Here is a 20,748-nt window from a genome sequence, read left to right as displayed (position 1 = left end):
CCGCTTACTTCATCGCCTCGTAGACCTGGATACCCGCAGGCGTCAGGAGAACCACGAACAGCACCGGCAGAAAGAACAGGATCATGGGCACGGTCAGCTTCGGCGGAAGCGAGGCGGCCTTCTTCTCGGCCTCGGTCATGCGGTAGTCCCGGCTCTCCTGCGCCAGCACACGAAGGGCCTGCCCCACCGGCGTGCCGTAGCGCTCGGCCTGCATCAGCGCCGTGGTCAGCGACTTGACGATCTCCAACCCCGTGCGCAGGGCGAGATTCTCATAGGCCACGCGTCGCTCGGGCAGGAAGGACAGCTCGGCGGTCAGGAGCGCCAGTTCCTCGGCGAGCACGGCCGATTGGCTCGCGACCTCCAGGCTGACCCGCCGGAACGCGTTCTCGACCGACATGCCCGACTCGACGCAGATCAGGCACAGGTCGAGGGCGTCGGGCCAGGCGCGGCGGATTTCCGCCTGCCGCTTGGAGGTGATGTTCGACAGGTACACCTCCGGCAGCTTGAGACCGAAGAAGCCGGCAGCAAAGACGAGGCCGAGCCGGATGACGAACGGCTGGTCGAGCACTTCGAGCACGAACAGGTAGAACAGCGCGACGGCCGTGAGGGTGATCGGCATCACCAGGCGAAAGAAGAGGAAGGCGGTCTCCGCCCCGGCGCCGCGATACCCGGCCCGGATCAACTTGGCTTTGGCGGTCTCCGTCCCGAGCCAGCGGCCGAGGTTGAACTGCTCGACGACCCGCTTCATGTAGGCCTTCGGTTCCGCGCGCAGCGTCGTGCGGCTGTTGAGCCGCTCGCGTTCGCGCTGACGGATCTGCTCGCGCTCGTCGCTGACGAGCTTCATCCGCTTGGCGAGCGGGTCGCCCTCGATCAGCGGCTGCACCAGGGTGAAGGCCGTGGCCGCCGCGGCGACGCCCGCCAGGACCGCAGCGATGGTGCGGGGCGCGAACGCGGTGTTGACGAAGTCATCCAGCATCGGTGTCCGGCCCAGTCCGCCCCTTGCGGAGCGGCTCGAACCGCCCCTTCACGTCGCCTTCCGGCGCGCGACTCAGATGTCGAAATTGATCATCTTCTTCATCACGAAGACGCCGGTCAGCATCCACAGACCCGAGATCACGAGGGCGATCTTGCCGAACGAGGTGGTCCAAAGGAGCGCGGTGTAATCGGGACTCGACAGGTAGGTCCCCCCGCCGACGACGAACGGCAGGGCACCGATGATGGCGGCCGACGCCTTGGCCTCCATGCTCATCGCCTGGATCTTGCCGGCCATCTTCTTGCGCTCGCGCAGCACCCGCGACAGGTTTCCGAGGGCCTCCGAGAGGTTGCCGCCGGCCTTCTGCTGAATGCCGATCACGATCGAGAAGAAGTTCACCTCGGTGACGGGCACGCGCTCGTACATGCGCAGGATCGCGTCGGACATCGACAGGCCGAGCGCCTGGGACTCCATCGTCACCCGGAACTCGCTGCGCAAGGGCTCCTTCGCCTCGCGCGCGATCATGCGCAGGCAGTCGCCCAGGGGGATACCGGATCGCAGACCGCGCACCACGACATCCATGGCGTTGGGCAATTCCTCGATGAAGGCCTCGACCCGCCGCTTCTGCCGCCGCTTGAGCCACCAGGCGGGCAGGCCGAACCCGCCCACGAACAGGGCGAGCCCGGCGACGATCACATTATGCGAGACGAGGAAGGCGGCCAGCGCGAGGACGACGGCGGTGATCGCCGAGACGACCCGATACTTCTGTCGGCTCCAATCGAGGCCGGCGCGGGCGAGGCGCAGCTCGAGCGTGACCTTGGTCTTGTCCTTCTTGGCCTCCAGCTCCTTGAGGCTCTTGGCGACCTGCTCGCGGCGGCTGGCGGCCGCGCCGCGCTCCGCGAGCACGGCCTGCGGCTGACCCAGCGCCCTGCGACGCTGCTCGGCCCGCCGCTCGCCCGAGAGGGCGGGCATCAGGAACACGTAGGCGAGCGAGCCGGCGGCCACCGCCACGAGCCCGACCGCCAGAGGGGCGTTGAGCGCGCTCACGATGCCGCCTCCCCTTCGGCCACGGCGGCATCAAGGGCGGCGGCCAGCGCCCGCTCCTCGCCGTAATAGCGTGCCCGCTCCCAGAAGCGCGGACGGCCGATCCCGGTGGAGCGGTGGCGGCCGATCAGGCGCCCGTTCGCGTCCTCGCCGAGCACGTCGTAGACGAACAGATCCTGGGTGATGATGACCTCACCCTCCATCCCCATCACTTCGGTGATGTGGGTGATGCGCCGGGAGCCGTCGCGCATGCGCATGGCCTGGATGATCACGTCGACCGAGCCGGTGATCATCTCGCGCAAGGTCCGCGAGGGCAGCGAGAAGCCGCCCATCGTGATCATCGATTCGATACGCGCGAGACATTCGCGCGGGGAGTTGGCGTGCAGCGTGCCCATCGAGCCGTCGTGGCCAGTGTTCATCGCCTGCAGCAGATCGAAGGCTTCGGGTCCGCGCACCTCGCCGACGATGATGCGCTCGGGGCGCATGCGCAGGCAGTTCTTGACGAGGTCGCGCATGGTGACCTGCCCCTGGCCCTCCAGGTTCGGCGGCCGGGTCTCCAAGCGAACCACATGCGGCTGCTGGAGCTGAAGCTCGGCCGCGTCTTCGCAGGTGATGATGCGCTCGTCGTGCTCGATGAAGGCGGTGAGGCAGTTGAGCAGGGTCGTCTTGCCCGAGCCGGTGCCGCCCGAGATCACGACGTTGCAGCGGACCTTGCCGATGATCTGCAGGATCTTCGCGCCCTCGGGCGAGATCGCCCCGAAGCGCACGAGCTGGTCGAGGGTGAGCTTGTCCTTCTTGAACTTACGGATGGTCAGCGCCGGCCCGTCGATGGCGAGCGGCGGAGCGATGACGTTGACGCGCGAGCCGTCGGGCAGGCGCGCGTCGCAGATCGGCGAGGACTCGTCCACGCGGCGGCCGACCTGGCTGACGATCCGCTGGCAGATGTTCATCAGTTGCTGGTTGTCGCGAAAGCGCACGGAGGTGAGCTGGATCTTGCCGGCGACCTCGATGAAGGTCCGGTCGGCGCCGTTGACCATCACGTCGGCGATGTCGTCGCGGGCGAGCAGCGGCTCCAGCGGACCGTAGCCGAGCACGTCGTTGCAGATGTCGTCGAGCAGCTCCTCCTGCTCGGCGATCGACAGCACGATGTTCTTGAGACCGATGATCTCGGAGACGATGTCGCGGATTTCCTCGCGCGCCGCCTCGCCTTCGAGCCGTGCGAGCTGGGCGAGGTCGATCGCCTCGATCAGCGCGCCGAAGATCATGCTCTTCGTGCGGAAGTAATCCTCGGATTTCGGCTGCTGCGCCTGAGGAACCGGGGCGCTCGCCGCCTCGGGACGCGCGCGCACGGCCTCCTGCTGCAGGACCGGCGGGGTGACATTCGCCGGTCCGGCTGCAGGAGCGGCCGGGGCGGGAGCCGCGGCGGTATTGGAGCGTCGACCGAACATGGCGCCGCGCCTTCAGCAATCGTGGGAGGAAAGAGCGCAGGACACCGTCAGGACGCCTTCTTGCGGGTCAGCCGGGCGAGCAGCGGTTCCAGGAGGTTGGCCCGGACCCGGCGGATCTCGGTCCGGCCGGTCACCGCCGCGGCGAGATCGGAGAAGATCTCCGCCGGCTTGGAGCCGGCCTGGACCTCGGCGATCATCTGGCCGTTATTGGCGGCGGTGCCGAACAGGGCCGGATCGAAGGGAATGACCGCCTGGAGCGGGACGTCGAGCGCCTTGGAGAACTCGGCCGCCGCGATCTCGGGCCGCTTCGGCACGCCGACGCCGTTGAGGACGACCCGCGCCCGCGCATCGTTGGGGCGCTGCTGATGCAGCAGGGCAAGCAGGTTCTTGACGTTACGCAGGCCCGCCAGGTCCGGCGGGGCGACGATCAGGATTTCGTCGGCGCTGATCAGCACGCGGCGGGTCCAGGCCGACCATTGGTGCGGCACGTCGAGAACGATGCAGGGCACCGCCGCCCGCAGCAGGTCGGTGAGCGCATCGAAGGCCGGCTCGGTCAGGTCGACGGTGCGGTCAAGGGTGGCGGGCGCCGAAAGCAGGCTCAGGTTGTCGGCACATTTCGAGAGCAGGCGGTCGAGCAGATTGGCATCGAGGCGCTCGGGCGCGAACACCGCCTCGGCGATGCCCTGGGGCGGATCCTGGTTGAAGTTAAGGCTCGCCGTGCCGAAGGCGACGTCGAGGTCGGCGATCACCGTCGCGGTGCCGTGCTCGCGGGCCACCGTCCAGGCGAGATTCTGAGCCACCGTCGAGCTGCCGACGCCGCCGCGCGCGCCGTAGACGGCGACCGTACGCCCCACCGGCTTCGCGCCCGGCGCGGCGAACAGATCGGAGACTGCGGCGATCATCGCGACCGGCTCGACCGGCGCCATCAGGTACTCGCTCACCCCCCGCTGGATGAATTGCCGGTAGAGCAACACGTCGTTGACATGGCCGATCACCAGCACCTTCGTGCCCTCGTCGCAGACCTCAGCAAGCTGGTCGAGGCATTCGAGCGGCCGGGACTTGAGATTCAGGAATTCGAGCACGATCACGTTGGGCGTGGGCGCGTGCCGGTAAGCCTCCAGGGCTGCGGCTCCCCCGCCCATCTGCACCTTGACATGGGCCTTCTGCATCCGGCGTTCGGCGGCGATGCCCTCGATCATCGCAGCCGTTTCCGGCGTCTCGCAGAAAGCCTGGATCGTGATCCGCGGCACCGGGGCGATGGTCCGCTCTGAAGCCTCGTATGTGTCCGGCATGATGCGTGGTTTCCGGTTCTTTTGCCGAGTGGGCGCGGCCGGTGATCGACAGAGGCTCGAGGAGGCGCGCGAGCGGCCAGCGAGGCTACTGGCTCTTTACTTCGCTGCCGACATTGGTCTTTCCATCCTGACGCCATTGCGTTGACGGATCCTTGCCCTCGCGGAGCTGGCCGAGATCCTTGGTGCGCAGGACCGTGTCGATACGGCCCTCGGGCCGGCCGCGCACGAGGTCGATCGGATCGGCGACCTGGGCGGCGACGTTGGACTGCATCGCGCAGCCGAGATTCCATGTCGGCTCGTTCGACCAGTTGGCCCGCAGGTCGCTGGCGCCGAGGTCCCTCGGCCAGAGCCCGCACTTGTCGGCGACCTTGGCCTGCATCCGCTGGAAGCTCAGGCGCAGGGGCGAGGCCAAGGTGGGGTTGGCGATTGGGTAGGCAGCCACTCGCACGCCGGCGGCCGGCACGCCCATCTCCGTCGCGAGGCGCCGGATCGACGCGCCGGTGCGCTCGACGGGCCCGGCCAAAGCCGGCGATACGCCGCGCGGCAGCTCGACGAGGAGGATGCCGCGGCCGTAGCGCCGGTACTCGACGAGGAAGGCCTCGATGTCGGCGCGCTGACGCGGATCGATATGGCCGATTCCGGTGGGAAACACGTCGAGGGTGCGGTCGGCATCGGCGAGCACGATCGGGTGGCGGGTGCGCACGTCGATCGGGTAGGTCGAGCCGGTGGTCTCGACCCGATCCGCGCGGCAGGCGCCAAGCCCAGCGGCAAGAAGCACGGCGGCGGCGACCGGCCAGGCGCGGGAGACGGAGGTGCGGGCGGGGGAGGACATCGTGATTCGATCCTGATGGACGGGGTCAGTCGGCGATGAAGCCGACCCGGCCGCGATAGGCCGGCCCGAGGGTGCCGCCGCCGACCGTGCCGTAGATCTTGTTCAGACGTCCGAGCAGCACCGCCTGCCCGTCCGGCGCATCGACGAAGCCGTCGTCCGGCCGCTGCACCTGCCGCGCCTCCATCGGCTGCGCGATGTAGGGGGTGACCATGATCATCAGCTCGGTCTCGTCCCGCTGGTAGTCGCGGGAGCGGAACAGGGCGCCGAGGATCGGAAGGTTCATCAGCCCGGGCAGACCGGAGATGGAAGCCCGGCTCTTCTGTTGAATCAGGCCGGCGGTCATCATCGTGGCTCCAGAGGCGAGTTCGACCGTCGTCTCGGAACTGCGCCGCGTCGTCGCGGGAACGGGCGTGACCCGATTCGAGCCTGGGAAGGAGAAGCTGTAACTATTCTGCCGATCGAGTTCGGTCACATCGGTGGCAACTCGGATGGAGATGCGGTTCTCGGCCATCACGATCGGGGTGAAGGCGAGGCTTACACCGTAGGGCTTGAATTCGAGCGCGACTGTACAAGCCGCACCGGCCACGCCCGCGGAACAGTTCGAGGGAACCGGGATCTCGCCGCCGGCCGTGAATTTGGCTGACTCGCCGGAAATTGCCGTGAGTGTCGGCTCGGCGAGAATGCGAGAGACGCCGGCCTGCTCGAAGGCGCGCAGCGTCGCTTGGAGCGAGACGCCGCCGGAACGGATCGAGGCCGACAGCGCATTGCCGTCCGGCGAGTAGGCGCCGGTGAGCGGAAACGGCGTGGTGTTCGTAAGGACATTCCCCGTCGGGCTGAGAGGGTTCAGCGCTGCCCAGTTCCCCGTGACATTAATACCGAACTGCTTCAGAACGGTGCGCGCGACCTCGACCACGGTGACGCGGATCATCACCTGATCCTTGTTGCGGATCGTCAGGTTGTTGATGACGGCGCCGCGGGTCGCGACACCGCCGCCTGCCGCGATGCCGACGAAGGCGTTGGCGATGTCGAGCGCCTGCTGCGCCTCCGAGGTCGAGTTCACGCTGCCCGAGAGGACCAGCGAATCCCCGACCGCCTTCACATCGAACCGACCGCCAGGCAGGCTCAGCTGCAGCGACTGCCGCAGGACGTTGATGTCGCGGGCGATGGTGACGTCGAGCGCCGCGATCTGGCGTCCCTCGCCATCCATCACGAAGATCGAGGTGGCGCCGTTGTCGATACCGATCAGGAAGAGCTTGCGACTCGAGCGGACGACCGCGTTCGCGACCGCCGGGTTGGCGACGAACACCTCCTTGGCGTCGCGCGGCAGATCGACGATGAGGGACCGGCCCTTGCTCAGTTCGACCCGCCGGGACACCGCCGCCTCGTTGGCGCCGATCGTCAGGACGGGGGAGGCACCGGAGAGGCCGGCTTGCGCCGAGGCCGGGCCGGACAGCATCGCCGACGCGAGACCGGCGCCGGAAAGCAGGAGAAGGGCAAGTCCGCGGAAGCGGGAGGCGGTCGTCATCGGTCCTGTCCTCACCGGCGCTGCTGCTTGGCGACGCCGAATCGCACCACGGTCATGGGGCCCTCGGGCGGCATGCCGGCCTCCTCGGAGAGGGCGGCGGTCCGAGCGGAATCCTGGATGCTGCGCAGCACGAGGGAGAGCTGCCCGACCTTCTGTGCCAGCGTGACGGTTTCGGCCTGGCTCGGCGTGAGGGCCAAGGTGGCCGTCTCCGCCGTCACGACGTTGGCGCCGTTCTTCTCCTGCACGATCTGACCCACGGCGAGCACGCGCACGTCGGTCAGCAGCGTCTCGGCGAACTGCTCGGTGCCCTCGTTGCTGGTCTTGATGACGTCGACATGATCGTTCGGCAGGACGAAGCCGCCCGCCGAACTCGATCCGCGCGTATCCGTCGTGATCGCCACCGCCCGCATTCCGGGCGGCAAAATCGCCGACATGAAGCCGCTGCCGGCCTTAACCAGACGCTCCGGCCGGATCGGCTCGTTGGCCGAGAAGCCGGTCCGGATAATCGCGCCGACGGCGTCCTCTAGTCCTTTCGGGGCCGCGCGGCGCTCGATCAGTCCGGGCGAAATCGCCTGTTCGGGCCAGGCTAGCCAGCGCAGATCCTCGGGCTTGAGGGTCTGACCCATCGGCAGTTCGGCGGCAGCGACGAGGACTTCGCTCATTGGGACCGGCGCGACGGGCTCGGCCTTGGCGACAGGAACGGCCTCGGGTGCTTTCTCCTCCCCTTGCATCAGCAGGGCGGCGCCGCAGCCGGCAACGAGTGCGATCCCCAAGACGGCGAGACGGGCTGGTTTCATGGCAGGCGCGGAACCGTGACGACGGCTCCGTCGCCGTCTGGTCCCGACTTTTGTGCGCCAATCGTCAAGTTAAGGTTAATACTGTGTCACCGGACTCTTTTCCGCCCTGTAACGATCCCTGTCACGATCGAACCGAAGGAGCTTGGCGTCGCCGCGCGACGTTCCATGAAATAGGTTGCCGGACGACAGTCCTCGCGTATTACCTACTGGTAGCTTATCCAGTAGTCTATGCTGAAATAAGTTCAGCCCATTGCGTGCGGCAACACAGTCAATGCAGCAGCGGCAAGGGCGATTCCGTACGGAATACCAGTGCGGCTGTCATGCAGGTTGACAGCAAAAGGTAGCCGTAGGGTCGCCATAGGAAGCGGATAGGCGCGAGCGAAAAGGATTACGAGGGTGAGAACCCCTCCAAACACAGAAGCGACAATCAAATACTCCGCCACATACTCGATCCCGAGCCAGAGAGTTGCACCCGCAGCGAGCTTAGCGTCGCCTCCGCCGACCCATCCCCGCGCGAACATGACGAAAGACGCAACCAGGACGAGACAACCTGCAGCGATATGAAGTGCGAATTCACTCAGCATCATGCCGGCTGCAAGCGCATACAACACAAATGCAAACAAAACTAAACTAGTGACGCGATTGGAAATTCGCATCGTAAGGAGATCGCTCGCGGCTGCGTAAGCCATTAAGAAGGGGAACCCAAAGCAGGAAAGCAAGTAAGCTGCTGTACCGGACACAGGAACTTCCTTCTGATGTTGCAAAAAGCGATACATCTTCGATGAGATATATATCGATATATTTCAATTATGAAAATTTATCTCTTACTCATGTAATATAATGGAGAATACAATGTTCCCTGTCGTACACGGATAACTTGCGATGAAATTTTTTAGCTCATCACATCAGAATCTAACCAGTCTGCTTTTCAATAAAAAAAGCAACCTATAAATGGTATTAGAGCCGCAATTTGCTTGCGACTCTAATGCGCCCCACTCGAATGCAGCTTGCTACTTGATGGCGGTTGCCTGCGTGTTCAGCGCAGAGCCAATGGTAGTGAACGCGTTTCCAAGGCTAGTCCCGAAAGCCCTAAAAATTGTAACAACGGCGATGCCCATCATCGCAGCAACCAGACCATATTCGATCGCTGTGGCACCGGACTCGTCGGCGATGAACCGCTTGGTGATGTTCTTCACGATGATCTCCACTTGCTTAATTCTGCTGGGCGACCGTCGGAAGTCTGTAAAGGCCCCGATCGGCGACGGATTCAGGTGTAATCCCGACCGGTTGCGTTTGCGTTAAATCGATCTCGTAACCCAGGGTGCGTCTTCGCGTTTACGCGCATGGGTTAATGGGCGGTTTCTCGACCCACTCGATTTGTCGTCGCGACTTCGATCGCGATGCGCGCCTGGTGGAGCATCAGCCGATTAGCGCTTCCTTCACCCCTTTCCTACACCATTCGGGAAACCATAACCGCCTCGCGCTCGGGATCGTCCGGGATAGCGGAGCGGCCTGCCGACCCCATTGCGCGACCGGACCGACCGCCCATGCCCCGCCTGCGCTCCGCCCTACTCCCCGCTACCGTCTCGGCGGCGATAATGATGGTCGTCTTCGTCGGCCAGGCTCACGCGAACGAGCCGGTGCCGCAAGGCATCGTCTCGGTGGAGGTCGACAACGCGAAGGTGATCCGCCTGCCGGAGAAGACCCAGACCGTCGTGGTGGGCAACCCGATGATCGCCGACATCACCCTGCAGAAGAACGGCGTCGTGGTGCTGACGGGCAAGAGCTTCGGTACGACCAACCTGATCGCCCTCGACGGCAAGGGGGCGATGCTCGCCGAATCGACCATCAGCGTGCAGGCGCCGCAGGCGTCGATCATCACCGTGCAGCGCGGCCTCGATCGGGAATCCTATTCCTGCACCCCGAACTGCCAGCCCTCGGTGCAGCTCGGCGACGCCGCCAAGTATTTCGACGACACCAGCAAGCAGGCCGAGGCGCGCCGCACCATGGCGACCCAGAACCGCTAGAGCGCACTCGGACGAAGTGGCCACCGGTTCGTCGGAAGAATACGCGTCACCACAATGGCTTAGAGGCGCCGGCCTGATGCAATGGGGCCGGATACGGCTCTCGCATCCGCTCCTCCGAGGCGGCCTTCCGCCGTTGCCACGGGGGCCCATTGCGTGTATGGCCCGCCCGCGCCCTTGAGACACCCTTGGAGGCACGGGCGCGCTGGGGAACGGTCGGGCCGTCCGCTTCGGGCGGCCTTTGTCGTTGGTCCGGCTCCATATTTTACAAAAGGATCACGCCATGAGCGCCACCAAGACGCTTGAGGCCGTGGCACGCGACCGGGTCGGCAAGGGGGCCGCCCGGGCCGTTCGTCGCCAGGGCCAGATTCCCGCCGTCATCTACGGCGGCAACCAGGCCCCGCAGGCCATCGCCATCGACCTCATCCGCGCCCGCACCCTGATCTACGCCGGTGGCTTCAAGACCACCGTGTTCGAGATCGATGCTGGCGGCAAGAAGACCCGCGCGATCCCGCGCGACTACCAGCTCGATCCGGTCAGCGGCGTGCCGCTGCACGTCGACTTCCTGCGCGTCGTCGCCGGCCAGACCGTCACGGTCGACGTCCCCGTCCACTTCGTGAACGAGGATCAGGCGCCGGGCATCAAGCAGAAGGGCGGCACCCTCAACGTCGCGCTGCACACGGTGTCCCTCGAGGTCGCGCCCGACCAGATCCCCGACGCGATCGAGGTCGACCTCGCTGGCCGCGAGATCGGCGACGTGATCCACGCCTCCGACCTGCGCCTGCCGGCCGGCACCTACACGGGTGAGCCGACCGACACGGTCGCCAACCTTCTGCCGCCGACGGTGCTCGGCGCCGATGTCGAGGCCGAGGAAGCCGCGGTCGCCGAGGCACAGTCGGCCGAGTCCGCCGAGGGTAAGGCGGAAGCCGAGGCCGAGGCCACCAACGAGAAGAACAAGAGCGAAGCGTAAGCCGCAGCGGGCGCCGCGAGCGCCCGCCCTGCGAAATACGCGATGCCCCGGCCACCCGGCCGGGGCATTTGCATTTGTCGGGGCTGAGATCGGGAGCGCACATGCGGCTCATCGTCGGATTGGGAAATCCCGGCGCGCGCTACGCGCGCAACCGCCACAACATCGGCTTCATGGCCGTGGACGAGATCGCCCGCGTCCACCGCGCGGCCCCGTTCCGCCGCCGCTTCCAGGGCGAGGCGGCCGAGGTGATGCTCGGCTCCGAGCGTGCGATTCTGCTCAAGCCCCAGACCTTCATGAACGAATCCGGCCGCTCGGTCGGCGAGGCGCAGCGCTTCTTCAAGATCCCGCTCGCCGACGTGATCGTGCTGCACGACGAACTCGACCTCGCGCCGGCCAAGCTGCGGGTGAAGCTCGGCGGCGGCAATGCCGGGCATAACGGCCTGCGCTCGATCACGGCGCTGTGCGGCAACGAGTACCGCCGGGTCCGCCTCGGCATCGGCCACCCCGGCGACAAGGCGCTGGTCCACGCCTACGTCCTCAACGACTTCGCGAAGTCGGAGGAGCCCTGGGTCGAGGATCTCTGCCGTGCCACCGCCGACCACGCGCCGCTGCTGGCGGCGGGTGAGGATGCGAGCTTCCAGAATAAGGTGCATCTCGCCATGGCCGGCCGTGGCTGGGAGACGGTGAAGACGCCGGCCGAGGCCGGCAAGGCGAAAGCGCGCGACGCGAATTGACACGAGCCCGCCGGACCCCGATGCAGCGGGTTTCCGGGCGCGGCCCCCGACCGATCACAACGGATTTCTAGGACCAGCCATGGGCTTCAAATGCGGCATCGTCGGCCTGCCGAACGTTGGCAAGTCGACTCTCTTCAACGCGCTGACGCAGACCGCCGCGGCCCAGGCCGCGAACTACCCGTTCTGCACCATCGAGCCGAACGTGGGCGAGGTCGCGGTGCCCGACCCGCGCCTCGATGATCTGGCCCGGATCGCGTCCTCGAAGGAGATCATCCCGACGCGGCTGACCTTCGTCGATATCGCCGGCCTCGTGCGAGGGGCATCGAAAGGCGAAGGCCTCGGCAACCAGTTCCTTGCCAACATCCGTGAGGTCGATGCCATCGCCCACGTGGTGCGCTGCTTCGAGGACGGCGACGTCACCCACGTCGAGGGCAAGGTCGATCCGATCGCTGACATCGAGACCATCGAGACCGAGCTGATGCTGGCCGATCTCGACAGCCTGGAGAAGCGCGTCGTCGCCCTGGAGAAGCGCGCCAAGGGCGCCGACAAGGAGGCCAAGGAGTTTTTGGACCTCGTCAACCGCGCCCTGCCGCTCCTGCGCGAAGGCAAGCCGGCCCGGCTCGTGGAGCGCAAGCCCGAGGAGGAGCGGCTGTTCCAGCAGCTCGGACTGATGACGGCCAAGCCCGTGCTCTACGTCTGCAATGTGGACGAGGGCGACGCCGACAAGGGGAATGACAAGTCGCAGGCCGTGTTCGACCGGGCCAAGGCGGAGGGCGCGGTCGCCGTCGTCGTCTCGGCCAAGATCGAGAGCGAGATCGCGGTGATGCCGGAAGCGGATCAGGCCGAGTTCCTGGAGGCGGTCGGGCTGTCCGAGCCCGGCCTGAACCGGGTGATCCGCGCCGGCTACGACCTGCTCGGCCTCGTCACCTACTTCACGGTCGGCCCGAAGGAGGCCCGCGCCTGGACGATCACGAAGGGCACCCGCGCCCCGGCGGCGGCGGGCGTGATCCACACCGACTTCGAGAAGGGCTTCATCCGCGCCGAGACCATCGCCTTCAAGGACTACACCGCTTTGAACGGCGAGGCCGGCGCGCGCGATGCCGGCAAGCTGCGGCTGGAGGGCAAGGAATACGTGGTGCAGGACGGCGACGTGCTGCATTTCCGCTTCGCCAACTGATGGGAGGCCCGGCATGGAGCTTCACCCGCGCCATGCCTGGGACCTGACGCCGGCCGAGGCCGTCGCGCTCCAGCGCCGGCTCCGCAGCGAGATCGTGGCCGACCAAGCCATTGATCTCGGCGCGGTGCGGCTGGTGGCCGGCGTCGATGTCAGCGTGAAGAACGAGCGCTCCCGCGCCGCCATCGTCGTCGTGACCTTTCCGGGCTTTCTCCTCGTCGAGACGGCCTTCGCCGAGCGGCCGACGCCGTTCCCCTACATCCCCGGCCTCCTGAGCTTTCGCGAAGGGCCGGTGCTTGAGGAGGCCTTCGGGCGCCTGCGCGCCGAGCCGGACATGTTCCTATTCGACGGCATGGGCATCGCCCATCCGCGCCGCATCGGCATCGCCAGCCATATGGGCCTGTGGTTGGAGCGCCCGACCATCGGCGTCGGCAAGACGCGGCTCGTCGGCACGAACGCGCCCCTATCCGAGGAAAAGGGCGCGCACGTCCCCCTGATCGATCGGGGCGAGACGATCGGCGCCGTGGTCCGCACGCGCACGGCCACACTCCCGCTGTTCATCTCGCCGGGCCATCGTGCCGACATCCCGAGCGCGGTCGAACTCGTGCTGGCTTGCTCGCCGAAATACCGCCTGCCGGAGCCGATCCGCCTTGCGCACAAGGCGGCGGGTGACTTCTGATCGACCGATCCTAGCGATCAGGACGGTCTTCACGCTGAGGTGCCGAGCGCAAGCTCGGCCTCGAAGCACGCCTGAACGGTCGATCCGACGGCAACGATCTGTCGGGAAAAGCGTCGCGGCGTGTTTCGAGGCTGCTGACGCAGTGCCTCAATGAGGAGCGTTGTGACTTCCGGGATCGGGCCCTCAGTGCGCCTCTTCCCAGTTGCCCGCCGCCCGCGCTTCGACCACCAGCGGCACCCTCAGCGTCAGGGCCGGCGCGGGCGCCTCTTCCATCACTCCGGCGATCACGGGAATCGTCGCCTCGACCTCGTCGTCGGGCACCTCAAACACGAGTTCGTCGTGCACTTGCAGCAGCATCCGCGCGGTGAGCCTTTTCGCCTCCAGCGCATCCTCCATCCGCGTCATGGCGCGGCGGATGATGTCGGCGGCGGTGCCCTGGATCGGGGCGTTGATGGCTTGGCGCTCCACGCTCGCCCGCTCGGACGGGTTGTTCGAGCGGATCTGCGGGTAGTGGCAGACGCGGCCGAACAGGGTCGTGACGTAGCCCTTCTCGCGGCACGAGCGCTTGGTGGTGTCGATGTAGTCGCGGATGCCGGGAAACCGCTCGAAATACTGCTTGATGAAGGCCGATGCCTCCTCGCGACCGATGCCGAGGCGGTCGGCCAGCCCGAAGGCCGAGATGCCGTAGATGATGCCGAAATTGATCGTCTTGGCCCGGCGCCGCAGATCGCCGGTCATCTGGTCGAGGGCGACGCCGAACATGGCCGACGCCGTGGCTGCGTGGATGTCGATTCCCTGCTCGAACGCTTCGCGCAATTGCGGGATGTCGGCGATGTGGGCGAGCAGGCGCAGCTCGATCTGGCTGTAATCGGCCGAGATCAGCTTCTTACCCTCGGGCGCGACGAAAGCGCGGCGGATGCGCCGCCCCTCCTCCGTGCGGATCGGGATGTTCTGCAGGTTCGGATCCGAGGAGGAGAGCCGGCCGGTCGTCGTCGCCGCGAGGGCGAACGAGGTATGGACGCGGTTGGTCCCTCGGTCGGCGTGCTGCTGCAGCGAGTCGGTATAAGTCGATTTCAGCTTGGAAAGCTGGCGATAGTTGAGAATCTTCTTCGGCAGGTCGTGGCCGGCCTGGGCCAGCTCTTCGAGAAGCGTCGCGGGCGTGGCCCACTGGCCGGACGGTGTCTTCTTCGCGCCGGGCAGGCCCATCTTGCCGAACAGCACATCGCCGATCTGCTTCGGCGAGGAGACCTGAAACCGCTCGCCCGCGTCCTCCTGAATCTCCTCCTCCAGCCGCGCCAGGATCTGCGAGAAGTCGCCGGAGAGACGGCTCAGCATGTTGCGGTCGATGGCGATGCCGGCCCGCTCCATCCGCGCCAGCACCGGCACCAGCGGGCGCTCCAGCGTCTCGTAGACGGTCACCCGGTGCTCGGCGACGAGGCGCGGCTTCATCATCCGCCATAGCCGTAAGGTGACGTCGGCGTCCTCCGCCGCGTAGGCGGTCGCCTTGTCGATCGCCACGCGGTCGAAGGTGACCTTGTTGCGGCCGGTGCCGGCGACGTCGGCGAAGGTGATCGGCTGATGGCCGAGATGGCGGCGGGCGAGTTCGTCCATGCCGTGCCCGCCCTTGCCGGCATCGAGCACGTAGGAGATCAGCATCGTGTCGTCGAAAGGCGTCACGTCGATGCCGTAGCGGTGCAGCACCGAGAGGTCGTATTTCAGATTTTGTCCGACCTTGAGCGTGCCGGCATCCTCGAGCAGCGGCTTGAGCAGCTTGAGGGCGGTGTCGAAATCGATCTGCCCGGGCTGCCTGTCGGACGCATCGGCCCCTGCCCCGCTCTCGCCGAACAGGTCGCCGCCCTTCACCTCGGGCTTCACGTGGGCGAGCGGGATATAGGCAGCCCGCCCCGGCGCGGTGGCGAGCGAGACGCCGACGAGTCCCGCCTTGGCCGCGTCGAGCGCGTCGGTCTCGGTATCGACCGCGATCACCCCGGCCTCGTAACTCTCGGCGATCCAGGCCTCGAGCTGCGCCACGGTGGCGATCGTCTCGTAGGCGGCCGTATCGAACGGCTTGACCGATTCCGCCGCACGGGCGGCCACGAGGGTCGCGGGCGTCGGCTCGTTGGAGCCGCGCTTCTTCTTCGGAGCCTGATCCGGCAGGTCGAGATCGGCGAAGGGATCGGCCTCGCCCGCGTCGGGCGGGGCCTCCCCATCCGTCCGCTCGGGTGCGGCGGCGGTCTCGGGATCGACCGGTACGGCGTCGCCGAAGAACGGCACGGCGTCACTGCCGCCGGCCGCGTTGGAATAGGCGTGGGGCTGTGCGCCCGGCAGCAAAGCCGGATCGGGCTTCACCGCCTCGGGATCGACATGGAGCATCTGCGCGATACGCCGCGTCAGGGTGTTGAACTCCATGGCCTTCAGGAAGCCGACGAGCTTCTGCGGATCGGGCTGCGGCACGCCGAGTTCGTCGAGCGGCACTGGCACCGGCACGCTCTCCTCGAGCGCGACGAGGCGGCGCGAGAGCTTGGCCTGATCGATGTTGGCGAGCAGCATTTCCCGGCGCTTGGGCTGCTTGATCTCGCTGGCCCGCTCCAGGAGCTGCTTCAGGCTGCCGTATTCCTTGATGAGCGCGGCCGCCGTCTTCAGGCCGATGCCGGGCACACCCGGCACGTTGTCGGAGGTGTCGCCGATCAGTGCCAGGGCGTCGCCGATCTGCTCGGGCGCGAGGCCCTCCCACTTGGCGATGATCGCTTCGCGGTCGAGGTTGCGCTCGGGGCGGTAGCCGGGCTTGCCCTTGGCGCCTGACTCGAAATCGTAGAATCGGATCTTGTCCGAGACGAGCTGCATCAGGTCCTTGTCGGAGGACACGATGATGACCTCGGCGCCGCGCGCCTCCGCTTGGCGCGCGTAGGTCGCGATCAGGTCGTCGGCTTCGTAGCGCACCAGCTCGACCGCATGCAGCCCGAAGGCGCGCACGGCGTCGCGCATCAACGGCATCTGCCGCTTGAGGTCGTCCGGCGCGTCGGGGCGGTGGCCCTTGTAGTCGGGGAACAGCTCCTTGCGGAACGAGCCCTCGGACTTGTCGAAAACGATGCCGAGATGGGTCGGCTTCACACCCGCCGCACCCTCCTGAAGGAACTGCGCGATCTTGGTGCAGAACAGGCGCACCGCGCCGGTCGGCAGACCGTCGGAGGGCCGCGTGTTGTACTTCTGGTCCTGATTGATCGACTGGAAGTACGCTCGGAAGATGAAGGACGAGCCGTCAACGAGGATCACCCGGTCATCGGCGCAGACGGGCTTGGCCGGTTGCGGTTGCGTCTCTTCGGTCATCGGTCGAACAGCCATCGGCGAATGGAGGCCCAAAGGCGGGGCCGCCGATCCATAGAGCATTTTCGCCGCTACAGAACATCGCCCCGGCGCCGGGAAATGCCGCAGGTCCCCGGTTCTCTGGCCCCCGACGGCCGGCATGGCAGCGAGCCGGTCTTGTACATCGCGAAAGCACTCGAGCCGCGCGAGAGGCGAGACGCTTAAAAAATCGTCGAGCCCAGGTTCTATGTGCGCTCGTGCACCAGGCAGAATCGAGTGGCGGATTTTGCAGCAACCCCTTCTCAATCATGAGCTTTTTTGGCTGCGCGCAATGTCGCTGCATGAAAGTTCGAGTGCGGTCGGTGCTTTCGAAATATATCGATGGTGCACTGCGACAAACCGGCTATTGTCTCCGAAGAGTTCGGCACCAAATCCCGTTCATCGAAGACGGGTGACAGCCTATCCTGATCGATCGAAAGATCAGGCCAAGTGCATCTGCGCCCGCATGAATAGATATGAGGACCGATCATGACCCATCGCACCAAGATCACCGCTGCCCTCGCTCTGGCCCTCGGCCTGGCCGCGACCCCGAGCCTCGCTCAGGGCATCGCTTCCGACAGCGCCAGCTACAACCGTGACGGCACGCTCAACGTATGGGGCGCACATATCGACCCGGTGCGCGAGCGCGGCGGCCTCCTCGGCGGCGTCGGCAATGTCGTCGGCGGTACGCTTGGCGCCGCCGGTAACATCGTCGGTGGAACCGTGGATGCGGCCGGCAACGTCGTCGGCGGTGTCGTGGGTGGCACGGCCAATGCGGCCGACAGCATCGTCACGGGCTCGGTCCGCCGCCCGGCGGGTTACAGCGCCTATGGCGCACAGCCGGTCGATCGTGCCGGCGCCTACGGCCGTGCCGCCTACTGAGACCAGTCCACTCTTGAAGTTTGACGAAACGGCGGGGCGCGAGCCCCGCCGTTTTCTTGTGCGCTAGGCAACGGAAGGACGGTGAAGCTTCCCGTCGAAGGCCGAGACTCTGACGATCCTGTCCGGCTCGTTCGATCACCAGCATGGCACCGCGATCGAACGGGCCCGTGCCGACGCGGTGCGGACGGATGGCTTCGTGTGTCTGCCCGAGAACACGCTGCACGCTCTTCGGACGACCAACGAACCGGTGGTCCTTCAAGGCTACGGAAGCGGGCCGTTTGGCGTGAACGACCCGCATCCGGCCGACGACCCGAGCAAGGCGTAGAACTGATGTAGAGGGGCCGCCGTCAGGCGGCCGCCCCCACCGTGTCCGCCATGCGGGCGTCACGCGTGCCGAGCGGCTTTGGCGCGCCGACCGTGGTGTCCTTGGCAGTCTGGTGTTCGAGTTCGGCGTTGAGCTGCGCGCCGAGCAGCACGATCGTGGTCGAGAGCCAGATCCAGGTCATGAAGCCGATCGCGGCGCCGAGCGAGCCGTAAGTCTTGTCGTAGCTGCCGAAGTTCGAGACGTACCACGAGAACAGCAGCGAGCCGGCCAGCCACAGGAAGGCGGCGAACATACCGCCCGGCGTCACCCAGCGCCATCGCGGCGCGTCCCGGCTGGGACCGTAGCGGTAGAGCACGGCGAGCATCAGGATGACGATCACGAACAGGATCGGCCAGCGCAGCAGCGCCAGCCACCACGCGTCGCCCGACAGACCCAGAAACTGAATCGCGACCGGTACCGCGACGATGCCGGCGAGCGCGAGCACGACGAAGAGCAGCGCGCCCGCGGTGAAGGCCAGCGAAACAAGGTTGAGCTTGAAGAAGCCGCGTTGCTCGCGCTCGTTGTAGACGAGATTGAGCGCGTCGAAGACGTGTTTCACGCCGCCATTGGCGCTCCAGACGGAAAGGGCGATGCCGACGAGGGCGGTCAGCCCCAAGGTCGTATCCCCCTTCTCCGTCAAACGCTTCACCTGCTCGGCGACGATGTCGACGCCCCCCGAGGGAAGGACGCCGCGCAACGCTTCGATCTGGTGGTTGATGGTCGAGACGTCGGCAATCAGCCCGTAGACGGAAACCAGCGCAGCGATGGCGGGGAAGATGGCGAGGAGGACGAAGAAGGTGACACCCGCCGATACCAGGGTCAGGCGGTTCTCGCCAATATCCCGGTAGGTCCGCTTGAGGACATCCTTCCACCCTTCGACCGGCACCTCCGTCGGCTTGTCGGCGGACCGGCCTCGATCCTGCTCGGTCTGCGCGACCCGGTGGGCGTCGGCGCCCTCATGCGAGGGGGATTCCTTGCGCGCCCCATCGCCGTCCGACGCGCCGCGCGAGTGATCCCCGTCACGGTCCGCCGCACGATCCGCAGGATGTGCCGACCGGCGTGGGAGAGCGACGATCCCGAGGAGCGCCGTCGCCAGTGCCATGGTCCACAAAGCCGGGTAGCGGGGGTTGTCCGTCGCGGCAGCGGCGTCGGGAACGACGCGATCGGATGTAGGCATTGCGGGATTGGCTCCGTCCAGCGCGCGAAGAGGCGGCGCTGACAGCAACCCTTTGGCCCGACTTTCGGTTCACAGGGACGTGAGCCTACGGCCAAAAGCGTTTCGCCGCTGCGTATTCGACCGGCGCACTCATGAAAAATTCACATTCTCGCCAAGTTCTCGCCGGAACCGTTAAGATCGGCTCCGGTTGACAGCGCACCGGTCGAACGCGACCGCCTCGCTTCAGGAGCCGTCGATGCCTTCGACCCCGCGCCGCTCCAGACGACGCCTCGCGCTCGTCCTGGCCTCTTCCGCCTTCATCCTCTCCACTGCTGCCGGCGTTCACGCTCAAGAGGGCGGACTTGGCGGCTTATTTCAGCAACTCTTTTCCCCGCAGCGGGCCGCGCCCGCTCCGGTGGTGGCCCCGATTCAGGTTTACGGCGGCGGCGAGGTCAACGAGCGTTATCGTTGGCGCCGGCACCGCAGTACGGCGGATCGGAGCCGGCCGAAGGTGCGTTACGCCGCCCTGCCGAAAGATGACGGTCTCGGGATCAGCGGCAAACAGCCGGTCGATTTGAAGGCGATCGCCGCCAATCCGACCGCGGCACTCCTGCGCGACGAAACACTTCGCCCCGGCGACATCGTGGTCATGCCGGGCGGCCCGAAGGTCTTCAAGGGCCATGACGATCGCGGGCGCGGCGCCAAGGCGGCCCGCCACCGGATGAGCGACTTCGAGGATGTGAAGCACTCGCGCACGATCAATGCGAAGACCCGCAGCCAATTGATGGCGATGATGCTGCCACACGGCGCTATGCCGGCCGAGGAGGCCCGTAAAGTGCTCGCCAAAGCCCGCCGTCTGGCGCCGCAGGAGGCAATCGAGCCGCTGACCCGACAGGCTCGCGCCGAGACCGGCCCGAAACCCACCCGCATCATCAGCCCCTGGCAGATAGACCGTTAAGGTCCAGGCGAAGCAGCGAGAACCCGATCGGGCATCAAACGGCGGTCACAGGATGATCGACCCCAGCCCGAGAGGGATCCTGCTGAGCAGAACCCTCGAGACTCGTGCTGCGGACCATGCGCGATGGTGGCGGGGTCGATGGCTTGAGTTGTGAGGGCTATGCCTACGGCACTTCGTCCGAGCGATCATTCAAGCCACGCCGCAGCGTTCGGCGCTATCGCCTGAACCGCTCGGTCGCTCTGTCATTCTTGGGAAGGTATGATGGTGGAGCCTAACGGGATCGAACCGATGACCTCTTCCATGCCATGGAAGCGCTCTCCCAGCTGAGCTAAGGCCCCATCATTTTGGCCGTGACCGTCTCCGGTTTCTGGCCTCGCCGGCGGCGCTGAGTGCGTCGGCGATGAGCGGTTCTATACGGAGAGGATCGGCGGGACTCAACCCCTTTTTTGAGGCGGCGCGGAATTTTTGAGCCGCCTCCTCATCCCCCGCGGGGCCGGCACGAAACGTCGGTCGGCCAGCCTCAGCCCGACGGCGGATCGTTCGCGGAGTCCGAA

General features: G+C 66.4%; 18 protein-coding genes and 1 tRNA gene. 7 read left to right on the top strand and 12 right to left on the bottom strand.

Translation table 11 applies throughout. The features are described from left to right. Positions 1-4: 4 nt before the first annotated feature. The 9 genes from OVA30_RS08570 to OVA30_RS08530 all read right to left on the bottom strand — a co-directional run bounded on the left by OVA30_RS08570 (position 5) and on the right by OVA30_RS08530 (position 9,107). Positions 5-976, bottom strand: a complete 972-nt coding sequence (locus tag OVA30_RS08570) for a type II secretion system F family protein (RefSeq protein WP_003598115.1) — start codon at positions 974-976, stop codon at positions 5-7. 72 nt (positions 977-1,048) lie between these two features. Beyond that, positions 1,049-2,020: a type II secretion system F family protein gene (locus tag OVA30_RS08565; protein WP_015951040.1), complete on the bottom strand. Its 972-nt coding sequence runs from the start codon at positions 2,018-2,020 to the stop codon at positions 1,049-1,051. After that, complete coding sequence (locus OVA30_RS08560; protein ID WP_015951039.1) at positions 2,017-3,465, bottom strand: CpaF family protein; 1,449 nt, start codon at positions 3,463-3,465, stop codon at positions 2,017-2,019. Before OVA30_RS08560 ends, OVA30_RS08565 begins: the two co-directional genes overlap by 4 nt. A 47-nt stretch (positions 3,466-3,512) precedes the next feature. Next, positions 3,513-4,757, bottom strand: a complete 1,245-nt coding sequence (locus OVA30_RS08555; RefSeq protein ID WP_003598119.1) for an AAA family ATPase — start codon at positions 4,755-4,757, stop codon at positions 3,513-3,515. 85 nt (positions 4,758-4,842) lie between these two features. Beyond that, positions 4,843-5,589 (bottom strand): CpaD family pilus assembly protein, encoded by a 747-nt coding sequence (locus tag OVA30_RS08550; RefSeq protein ID WP_268175199.1) that lies wholly within the window; start codon positions 5,587-5,589, stop codon positions 4,843-4,845. A gap of 25 nt (positions 5,590-5,614) precedes the next feature. After that, complete coding sequence (locus OVA30_RS08545) at positions 5,615-7,114, bottom strand: type II and III secretion system protein family protein (RefSeq protein WP_015951036.1); 1,500 nt, start codon at positions 7,112-7,114, stop codon at positions 5,615-5,617. 11 nt (positions 7,115-7,125) lie between these two features. Beyond that, the gene (gene cpaB, locus OVA30_RS08540; protein ID WP_268175198.1) at positions 7,126-7,911 is read right to left on the bottom strand and encodes a Flp pilus assembly protein CpaB; all 786 of its coding nucleotides are present in this window, start codon (positions 7,909-7,911) and stop codon (positions 7,126-7,128) included. Positions 7,912-8,153: 242 nt separating this feature from the next. Then, a complete protein-coding gene (locus OVA30_RS08535; protein ID WP_268175197.1) occupies positions 8,154-8,651 on the bottom strand; it encodes an A24 family peptidase in 498 nt (165 codons plus the stop codon). Positions 8,652-8,921: 270 nt separating this feature from the next. Continuing rightward, complete coding sequence (locus tag OVA30_RS08530) at positions 8,922-9,107, bottom strand: Flp family type IVb pilin (RefSeq protein WP_268175196.1); 186 nt, start codon at positions 9,105-9,107, stop codon at positions 8,922-8,924. A gap of 402 nt (positions 9,108-9,509) precedes the next feature. Here OVA30_RS08530 and OVA30_RS08525 point away from each other — a divergent pair, with 402 nt between their 5' ends. The 5 genes from OVA30_RS08525 (at position 9,510) to nfi (ending at position 13,492) form a co-directional block, all read left to right on the top strand. Beyond that, positions 9,510-9,938 (top strand): pilus assembly protein N-terminal domain-containing protein, encoded by a 429-nt coding sequence (locus OVA30_RS08525; RefSeq protein ID WP_268177471.1) that lies wholly within the window; start codon positions 9,510-9,512, stop codon positions 9,936-9,938. 280 nt (positions 9,939-10,218) lie between these two features. Beyond that, positions 10,219-10,905 (top strand): 50S ribosomal protein L25/general stress protein Ctc, encoded by a 687-nt coding sequence (locus OVA30_RS08520; protein ID WP_003598131.1) that lies wholly within the window; start codon positions 10,219-10,221, stop codon positions 10,903-10,905. Positions 10,906-11,006: 101 nt separating this feature from the next. Next, entirely contained in the window at positions 11,007-11,639 is a 633-nt protein-coding gene (pth, locus tag OVA30_RS08515) for an aminoacyl-tRNA hydrolase (RefSeq protein ID WP_003598133.1), read from the top strand. Between the two features lie 79 nt (positions 11,640-11,718). Continuing rightward, positions 11,719-12,816, top strand: coding sequence for a redox-regulated ATPase YchF (gene ychF, locus OVA30_RS08510; RefSeq protein WP_003598135.1), 1,098 nt, complete (start codon positions 11,719-11,721; stop codon positions 12,814-12,816). Between the two features lie 13 nt (positions 12,817-12,829). Beyond that, positions 12,830-13,492 carry a deoxyribonuclease V gene (nfi, locus tag OVA30_RS08505; protein ID WP_268175195.1) on the top strand — a complete coding sequence of 221 codons (663 nt, stop codon included), beginning with the start codon at positions 12,830-12,832 and terminating at the stop codon, positions 13,490-13,492. 183 nt (positions 13,493-13,675) lie between these two features. Here the strand turns inward: nfi and polA are convergent, their stop codons facing one another. Continuing rightward, positions 13,676-16,819 carry a DNA polymerase I gene (polA, locus tag OVA30_RS08500; RefSeq protein WP_268175194.1) on the bottom strand — a complete coding sequence of 1,048 codons (3,144 nt, stop codon included), beginning with the start codon at positions 16,817-16,819 and terminating at the stop codon, positions 13,676-13,678. A 504-nt stretch (positions 16,820-17,323) separates the two neighbouring features. Between polA and OVA30_RS08495 the strand changes: the two genes are divergently transcribed. Beyond that, the gene (locus OVA30_RS08495; RefSeq protein ID WP_082290700.1) at positions 17,324-17,716 is read left to right on the top strand and encodes a hypothetical protein; all 393 of its coding nucleotides are present in this window, start codon (positions 17,324-17,326) and stop codon (positions 17,714-17,716) included. A gap of 347 nt (positions 17,717-18,063) precedes the next feature. Here the strand turns inward: OVA30_RS08495 and OVA30_RS08490 are convergent, their stop codons facing one another. Continuing rightward, the gene (locus tag OVA30_RS08490; RefSeq protein ID WP_268175193.1) at positions 18,064-19,257 is read right to left on the bottom strand and encodes a YihY/virulence factor BrkB family protein; all 1,194 of its coding nucleotides are present in this window, start codon (positions 19,255-19,257) and stop codon (positions 18,064-18,066) included. A gap of 235 nt (positions 19,258-19,492) precedes the next feature. On the opposite strand from OVA30_RS08490, the gene OVA30_RS08485 reads away from it, so the two are divergent. After that, positions 19,493-20,194 carry a hypothetical protein gene (locus OVA30_RS08485; protein ID WP_268175192.1) on the top strand — a complete coding sequence of 234 codons (702 nt, stop codon included), beginning with the start codon at positions 19,493-19,495 and terminating at the stop codon, positions 20,192-20,194. A 262-nt stretch (positions 20,195-20,456) separates the two neighbouring features. Here OVA30_RS08485 and OVA30_RS08480 read toward each other — a convergent pair. Then, positions 20,457-20,532: transfer RNA gene (locus OVA30_RS08480), tRNA-Ala, on the bottom strand. Between the last annotated feature and the right edge of the window lie 216 nt (positions 20,533-20,748).

The sequence above is a fragment of the Methylorubrum sp. SL192 genome, assembly GCF_026672325.1.
In the GTDB taxonomy this organism is placed as follows: Bacteria; Pseudomonadota; Alphaproteobacteria; order Rhizobiales; family Beijerinckiaceae; genus Methylobacterium; species Methylobacterium extorquens.
The sequence above is the reverse complement of the archived record's forward strand: the minus strand, read 5'-3'. Positions and strand labels throughout refer to the sequence as shown.

Bases quoted from the DNA above. Each gene is read 5' to 3' on its own strand.
- OVA30_RS08555 (WP_003598119.1), bottom strand. From the start codon at position 4,757: ATGCCGGACACATACGAGGCTTCAGAGCGGACCATCGCCCCGGTGCCG.
- ychF (WP_003598135.1), top strand. From the start codon at position 11,719: ATGGGCTTCAAATGCGGCATCGTCGGCCTGCCGAACGTTGGCAAGTCG.
- OVA30_RS08550 (WP_268175199.1), bottom strand. From the start codon at position 5,589: ATGTCCTCCCCCGCCCGCACCTCCGTCTCCCGCGCCTGGCCGGTCGCC.
- OVA30_RS08490 (WP_268175193.1), bottom strand. From the start codon at position 19,257: ATGCCTACATCCGATCGCGTCGTTCCCGACGCCGCTGCCGCGACGGAC.
- OVA30_RS08485 (WP_268175192.1), top strand. From the start codon at position 19,493: ATGCCTTCGACCCCGCGCCGCTCCAGACGACGCCTCGCGCTCGTCCTG.
- cpaB (WP_268175198.1), bottom strand. From the start codon at position 7,911: ATGAAACCAGCCCGTCTCGCCGTCTTGGGGATCGCACTCGTTGCCGGC.
- OVA30_RS08560 (WP_015951039.1), bottom strand. From the start codon at position 3,465: ATGTTCGGTCGACGCTCCAATACCGCCGCGGCTCCCGCCCCGGCCGCT.
- OVA30_RS08520 (WP_003598131.1), top strand. From the start codon at position 10,219: ATGAGCGCCACCAAGACGCTTGAGGCCGTGGCACGCGACCGGGTCGGC.
- polA (WP_268175194.1), bottom strand. From the start codon at position 16,819: ATGACCGAAGAGACGCAACCGCAACCGGCCAAGCCCGTCTGCGCCGAT.
- nfi (WP_268175195.1), top strand. From the start codon at position 12,830: ATGGAGCTTCACCCGCGCCATGCCTGGGACCTGACGCCGGCCGAGGCC.
- OVA30_RS08525 (WP_268177471.1), top strand. From the start codon at position 9,510: ATGATGGTCGTCTTCGTCGGCCAGGCTCACGCGAACGAGCCGGTGCCG.
- pth (WP_003598133.1), top strand. From the start codon at position 11,007: ATGCGGCTCATCGTCGGATTGGGAAATCCCGGCGCGCGCTACGCGCGC.
- OVA30_RS08545 (WP_015951036.1), bottom strand. From the start codon at position 7,114: ATGACGACCGCCTCCCGCTTCCGCGGACTTGCCCTTCTCCTGCTTTCC.
- OVA30_RS08570 (WP_003598115.1), bottom strand. From the start codon at position 976: ATGCTGGATGACTTCGTCAACACCGCGTTCGCGCCCCGCACCATCGCT.
- OVA30_RS08495 (WP_082290700.1), top strand. From the start codon at position 17,324: ATGACCCATCGCACCAAGATCACCGCTGCCCTCGCTCTGGCCCTCGGC.